6 protein-coding genes and 1 pseudogene are annotated in these 6000 nt (G+C 63.7%); 3 read left to right on the forward strand and 4 right to left on the reverse strand.

Features of this window, described 5'->3' with window-relative positions:
• Nucleotides 1-23 precede the first annotated feature (23 nt).
• The 3 genes from EOB49_RS08060 (at nucleotide 24) to EOB49_RS08070 (ending at nucleotide 2386) form a co-directional block, all read left to right on the forward strand.
• A complete protein-coding gene (locus EOB49_RS08060; protein WP_127267251.1) occupies nucleotides 24-797 on the forward strand; it encodes an amino acid ABC transporter substrate-binding protein in 774 nt (257 codons plus the stop codon).
• 138 nt (nucleotides 798-935) lie between these two features.
• Entirely contained in the window at nucleotides 936-1616 is a 681-nt protein-coding gene (locus EOB49_RS08065; protein ID WP_127380678.1) for an amino acid ABC transporter permease, read from the forward strand.
• Entirely contained in the window at nucleotides 1613-2386 is a 774-nt protein-coding gene (locus EOB49_RS08070; protein ID WP_127380679.1) for an amino acid ABC transporter ATP-binding protein, read from the forward strand. Before EOB49_RS08065 ends, EOB49_RS08070 begins: the two co-directional genes overlap by 4 nt.
• 74 nt (nucleotides 2387-2460) lie before the next feature.
• Here EOB49_RS08070 and EOB49_RS08075 read toward each other — a convergent pair whose 3' ends face one another.
• From EOB49_RS08075 to EOB49_RS37445, 4 genes and pseudogenes are all read right to left on the reverse strand, one after another.
• Nucleotides 2461-3042 (reverse strand): CarD family transcriptional regulator, encoded by a 582-nt coding sequence (locus EOB49_RS08075; protein ID WP_013529179.1) that lies wholly within the window; start codon nucleotides 3040-3042, stop codon nucleotides 2461-2463.
• A gap of 367 nt (nucleotides 3043-3409) precedes the next feature.
• Nucleotides 3410-3748 carry a ferredoxin FdxA gene (gene fdxA, locus EOB49_RS08080; protein WP_013529180.1) on the reverse strand — a complete coding sequence of 113 codons (339 nt, stop codon included), beginning with the start codon at nucleotides 3746-3748 and terminating at the stop codon, nucleotides 3410-3412.
• 234 nt (nucleotides 3749-3982) lie between these two features.
• Nucleotides 3983-4369: an RNA-binding S4 domain-containing protein gene (locus EOB49_RS08085; RefSeq protein ID WP_023814308.1), complete on the reverse strand. Its 387-nt coding sequence runs from the start codon at nucleotides 4367-4369 to the stop codon at nucleotides 3983-3985.
• 16 nt (nucleotides 4370-4385) lie between these two features.
• Nucleotides 4386-6000, reverse strand: a pseudogene (locus EOB49_RS37445) (helicase); the annotation flags it as partial.

The raw sequence follows: 6000 nt of genomic DNA on the forward strand, positions 1-6000 counted from the left end.
GCCAAGGACGGGATCACAGAAAAATGAAATGGCTCAAGTCGCTCATTATCGCCGGAACGCTGCAGGCCCTGGCTGTCGCTTCAGGTCATGCCGGCCCCAATCTCGACCAGATCAAGCACGCCGGTGTCATCAAGATCGGCACGGAAGGCACCTATGCGCCGTTCACCTACCATGACACGTCCGGTGCACTGGTCGGCTTCGACGTCGAAATTGCCAAGGCGATTGCCGAGAAGCTTGGTGTCCAGGCCGAGTTCCTCGAAGGCAAGTGGGATGGACTGATCGCCGGCCTCGACGCCAATCGCTACGACGCCGTCATCAATCAGGTCGGCATCACCGATGCCCGCAAAGCCAAGTACGACTTCTCCGATCCCTACATCGCCTCCAAGGCGGTGCTGATCGTGCGCGGCGACAACACCGACATCAAGAGCTTCGCCGATCTCAAGGGCAAGAAGTCGGCGCAGTCGTTGACCTCGAATTTCGGCAAGCTGGCCGAAACGAACGGCGCCGAGCTGGTCGGCACCGATGGCTTCGACCAGTCGATCCAGCTGCTTCTGACCGGCCGCGCCGACGCCACGATCAATGACAGCCTGTCGTTCCTCGACTTCAAGAAGCACAAGCCCGACGCCAATGTGAAGATTGCCGCGCAAGAGGAAAACGCCGACTATTCCGGCGTCATCGTACGCAAGGGCGATCCGGAGCTGGTCGCCGCGATCAACAAGGCGCTGGCCGACATCAAGGCCGACGGCACCTATAAGAAGATCGCCGACACCTATTTCGGCCAGGATGTTTCGAAGTAATCTACGAGGCGAGCCGCTCCGCGGCCATGAGACACATAGAGCGGCGAGCCGTCTTTGACGGCCCGCCGCTTTTGTCGTGATATGGCAGACGCATTCTCGCCTTGACCAAGCTGCTTCGACCAATCTGGAGGGTCATACGTGCCGCACTGGCTGCAACTGATGCTGGAGTCGCTGCCTTCGCTGCTGTGGGCGGCGCTGATCTTCACCGTGCCGCTGACGCTGTTGTCCTTCGCCTTGGGGCTGGCCGTTGGGTTGGGTGCAGCACTCGCCCGGCTGTTCGGCCCCAAGCCGCTGGTCGCGCTTGTGCGCTTCTATGTCTGGATCTTCCGGGGTACGCCACTTTTGGTGCAGCTGTTCCTCATCTTCTACGGCCTGCCGTCGGTCGGCATCCTGCTCGACGCCTTCACGGCGGCGTTGATCGGATTCACGCTCAACATCGGCGCCTACACGTCGGAAATCATCCGCGCGGCAATAGGCTCGGTGCCGAAAGGCCAGTGGGAAGCCGCCTATTCGATCGGCATGACCTGGGGCCAGGCGATGCGGCGTACAGTTCTGCCGCAAGCCGGCCGGGTCGCGGTGCCGCCGCTCTCCAACACCTTCATCTCGCTGGTCAAGGACACGTCGCTGGCCGCCGCCATCACCGTGCCGGAGATGTTCCAGGCGGCGCAGCGCATCGTCGCCACCACCTATGAGCCGCTGATCCTCTATGTCGAGGCGGCGATCCTCTATTTGGCGCTGAGTTCGGTGCTGTCGGCCTTGCAGACGCGGTTGGAGACCCGGCTCAACCGCTATGGCGGCTTCCTGGAGGCGCGCTCATGATCGGCCTCAGCAACATCGAAAAGCGCTTCGGCGACAATCTCGTGTTGAAGGGCGTGACGGTCACCATTGCCGAAGGCAGCGTCACGGCGCTGGTCGGTCCGTCGGGCGGGGGAAAGAGCACCCTGCTGCGCTGTATCAACCTCCTGGAGATCCCGACCTCGGGCACGGTGCGCATTGGCGACGAGACGCTCGAATTCCACCCCGGCGGCAGGGTTCCGGCCAGGGATATCCAGCGCCTGCGGCTGCAGACTGGCATGGTGTTCCAGAACTTCCAGCTGTTTCCGCATCGCACTGCGATCGAGAACGTCATGGAAGGGCTGGTGACGGTGTTGAAATGGCCGCCTGAGAGGGCACGCGAGCGGGCACTGGCTCTGCTGGAGAAGGTCGGGATGGTGCACAAGGCAGACGCCTGGCCAGCGACGCTGTCGGGCGGCCAGCAGCAGCGCGTGGCGATCGCCCGCGCGTTGGCGCCGTCGCCGAAAGTGTTGCTCTGCGACGAGCCGACCTCGGCGCTCGACCCGGAACTGGCGCAAGAGGTGGTCGAGGTGCTTGGCAAGCTCGCCAGCGAAGGCACGACCATGGTGATGGCGACGCATGATCTGCGCCTCGCCTCCAAGATCGCCCAGGAAGTGGTGTTCCTCGATGCCGGCGTCGTCGTCGAGAAGGGGCCGGCCGCGGTGCTGTTCAACAATCCGCAGCAGCAACGGACGAAGCGGTTCATCGCAACGCTGAAGCAGGAGGCTGAGAAGGAAGGCGGCGGCGAGGTGTAACTGCCGTCACCTCCTAGAATGCGAAAAAACCCGGCGCGAGGCCGGGTTTTTCATGAATTCAAAGGCGAGAAGGATCAGGCAGCTTCTTCCTGCTCGGCCTCTTCATTGTCGGCCTTGGCGCCACGCTTAGGGCCCTTGTTGAGGTTGACCTCGATCAAGCGCACGGCTTCGGTTTCCGACATGCGGTTGACGGCCGCGATCTCGCGGGCCATGCGGTCGAGCGCCGCCTCATAAAGCTGGCGCTCGGAATAGGACTGCTCCGGCTGGTTGTCGGCGCGGTAGAGGTCGCGCACGACTTCCGAGATCGAGATCAGGTCGCCCGAATTGATCTTCGCATCATATTCCTGGGCGCGGCGCGACCACATGGTGCGCTTGACGCGGGCGCGGCCCTGCACGACCTTCAGCGCGCGCTCGACATAATCCTCCTCCGACAGCTTGCGCATGCCGATGGAGGTCGCCTTGGCGACCGGCACCTTCAGGCGCATCTTGTCCTTCGAAAAGTCGATGACGAACAGTTCCAGCTTGTGTCCAGCAACTTCCTGCTCGTCGATCGAGACGATCTGGCCGACGCCGTGCGCCGGGTAGACGATGTACTCGCCGGTCTTGAAACCGTGACGCGCAGCGGTGGACTTCTTCTGCGGGGTGATCGTTGCCATTACGCCCTGAACTCCTTGTTGTGGCACCGGCGTCCTGCCGGTCCGAACTCGCGCGATCGGGGAAGCCGATCGTTAGCCGCACAACAGATGAACCCATCGGAAAAGCCGGACCGGCAAACCGCAACATCGCGACCGCCTGGCCCAGATCGCTCTGGTCCGAATGGGATTTTCACCTTTCAGTGATTTGGGGCGTCTGCGCCATAAATCGACGTTGTGTCACCGGCATGTTTCGCTGATGTAACACAAAAAGTCGGAAGAATCAAGGTTTTGCTGCATACGCGAAGGCCACAGGTCAGCGCCGGCTGTCAAGCCGGTTAATGTGACGTGCCTCTTACCCGGCGTAATACCGGCCTTTGCGGCCGTGTTGTCAATCGCCTTCGCCGGGCTCGGCCGAGAAGTATTTCTCAAACTTGCCGGCCTCGCCGTCGAAGGATTTGGCGTCTGCCGGCGGTTCCTTCTTGGCGGTGATGTTGGGCCATTTCTCGGCGTATTCGGTGTTGACCTGCAGCCATTTGTCGAGGCCGGGTTCGGTGTCCGGCTTGATTGCGTCGGCCGGGCATTCCGGCTCGCAAACGCCGCAGTCGATGCACTCGTCGGGGTGGATGACGAGCATGTTCTCGCCTTCGTAGAAACAGTCGACCGGACAGACTTCGATGCAGTCCATGTATTTGCATTTGATGCAATTGTCGGTCACGACATAGGTCATCGGTCGGCTCCGGGACGTCCCATTTTGTTGGGCTTTTTCCGTCAGGTAACGCCTTTGTCGACCGCTTGCAAGGGTAGCCATTGCGGACGGTGCCGGTGTTTCCGGAATGGAATTCCAGACTGCAGGCCCGGCGGAAGTCAGTCATGTCCCGCAGAGCGTCTGTTTGCCGGGCTCAGTTCTCGCCTCAGGCGTGCCGTTGTCCCAGAACCACTGCGTGTTTTTGGACGCCAGGCATCAATCTTCGCCGAGCAATCGGTCGGTCTGGCGACGTTCCTTCTTGGTCGGGCGGCCGCTGCCGGCCTCGCGCAGCCCCGGAATTGCATCGGGAGGGGCTTCGCCCTTCGGTGCGGGCGGTGGCGACATATCCTCGTAGAGCGTCCGGGCCTCCTCGGCCGGGCCGCGCCGTGCACCGGCACCAAGCACCTTCCAGATGAAGATGCGGCGTTCGAGCGTGATGGTCAGGACGTCGCCTGGCTTGACTTGGTCGGAGGCCTGCGCTGCTTTGTCGCGATTGATGCGGACGCGGCCGGCGACGACCAACTTCGCCGCCAGCGAGCGCGATTTCACGGCGCGGGAGAAGAACAGCCATTTGTCGATGCGCTGGCGGCCTTCGGCAACCATCGAAGCGAGCCGGGTTCTACTTCTTCAGCTGGTCGCGGAGAGCGGCGAGCTTGGCGAAGGGCGAATCCGGATCGAAACGCACCGGGCGCTCCTCGCGCGGCTTCGGCTGGAAGGCCGGCTTGCCGCCTTGCGGGCCACCTTTGCCATCCGGCCTGCCACCCTTCCAGTCGGGACGGCCTTCGCGGCGGTCGGGACGTTCGCCCTGCGGCCTGCCATCACGTCGCTGTTCGCCTTCGGCCTGCGGCTTGGGCTTGAATTTCGAGCGGTCGAAGCGCGGCTTGCCGGCTCCATCGCGCCGTCCTTCATGGGCCGGGCGTTCTCCGGGTGCAGCAGCGGCCGGTGCGCCGGCGGCATCCGCAGGCGCATCGCTTCGGCCGCGCGCTTGTCCGTTGCGCGGGCGATTGTTCCTGCGGTTGTCATCGCGGTTGCGCGGGCGCTGTTCGAAGCGGCCCTGACGCCACAACAGGATGGGTTTTGGTGCTTCGGCTTCCGGCGCGGGTTCGCCGACAGCTGCTTCAGTCACCGCCACAGGTTCGTCCGGCGCGGCGTCCGTTGCGGGCGCGGCATTTGCCGCCAGGTCGGGCGTTGCGGCTTCTTCTGCCGCTGCAACTTCGATCTCGGCAGTCTCAGTCTCTGCCTGCGGCTCAACCGGCGCCGGTTCGGCGACGTCGGGCGCAGCCTCGGCAACAGGCGCTTCGTCTTGCACGGTTTCGACTGGAGCGTCCGCCTGTTCTTCCACGGCAGGCGCAGCAGGTTCCGCCGCGGCGTCGGAGGTGATTTCGGCGGGAATTTCGACCGTGGTTTCCGAAACGGCCACTGCGTCCGATGCCGGCTCCGACCCTTCGACGGCTGCCTCTGCTGCGGCATCCGTTGCCGCGGCTTCCGCCGCTTTGGCCTGCTCGGCTCGTGCAGCTTCTTCCGTCGCCAGTTTCGCCACCGCCGCTTCGCGGGCGGCGTTGTCCTGCGCTTCGAGCCGCGCCTTGACCTCGACGGCCGGCTTAGGCTCGGCACGGTAGCCGAGACCCTTGAGAATTTCTTCCATGTCGTCGGCGGTGGCGCCGAGGATCGACATCATCGGCGGCGTCACCATGAAGGACTGGCCGTCATAGGCGCCGTCCGGGCGCTGGCCGAGGCCGGGCTTCCAGTTGGTCGCCGGACGGATCAGATCCGCCAGCCGTTCCAGTATGTCGATGCGCACGGCGCGACGGCCGAGATTGCGGTAGCCGGCAAGCTTATAGAACGTCTTGTCGAAAGCAGGGTCGATCACCACCGAGGTGCGACCCGAGGCGAGCGCATGGACCACGTCGCCAAAACCCGGCTTGTCCTTGCCGTCGTTCTTCAGCGCCCACAACAGCGTCACCAGTCCGGCAGGCGCCGGCTTGATCAGCGCCGGCACGAAGACATGGTAGGCGCCGAAGCGCACGCCAAGCCGGCGAAGGGCGGCGCGGCCTTCCTGGTCGAGCGACTTCATCTCCTCGGCGATGTCGCGGCGGTTGATGAGGCCGAAATTCTCGACCAGCTGGAAGGCGATGCCGCGGCCGATGCCGGAAATCTGGTCGGCGTTTTTCAAGTCGACCAGTGGCTTCAGCAGCGACTCGATCTGGAAATTGACGAAACGCTCGGCACGCGCG

Origin of the sequence: Mesorhizobium sp. M7A.F.Ca.MR.148.00.0.0 (assembly GCF_003997735.1) — a bacterium.
Taxonomy (GTDB): Bacteria; Pseudomonadota; Alphaproteobacteria; order Rhizobiales; family Rhizobiaceae; genus Mesorhizobium.

Excerpts from the sequence above, each read along its gene's own strand:
- EOB49_RS08060 (WP_127267251.1), top strand. The coding sequence starts at position 24 with ATGAAATGGCTCAAGTCGCTCATTATCGCCGGAACGCTGCAGGCCCTG.
- EOB49_RS08085 (WP_023814308.1), bottom strand. The coding sequence starts at position 4,369 with ATGGTTGCCGAAGGCCGCCAGCGCATCGACAAATGGCTGTTCTTCTCC.
- fdxA (WP_013529180.1), bottom strand. The coding sequence starts at position 3,748 with ATGACCTATGTCGTGACCGACAATTGCATCAAATGCAAATACATGGAC.
- EOB49_RS08070 (WP_127380679.1), top strand. The coding sequence starts at position 1,613 with ATGATCGGCCTCAGCAACATCGAAAAGCGCTTCGGCGACAATCTCGTG.
- EOB49_RS08075 (WP_013529179.1), bottom strand. The coding sequence starts at position 3,042 with ATGGCAACGATCACCCCGCAGAAGAAGTCCACCGCTGCGCGTCACGGT.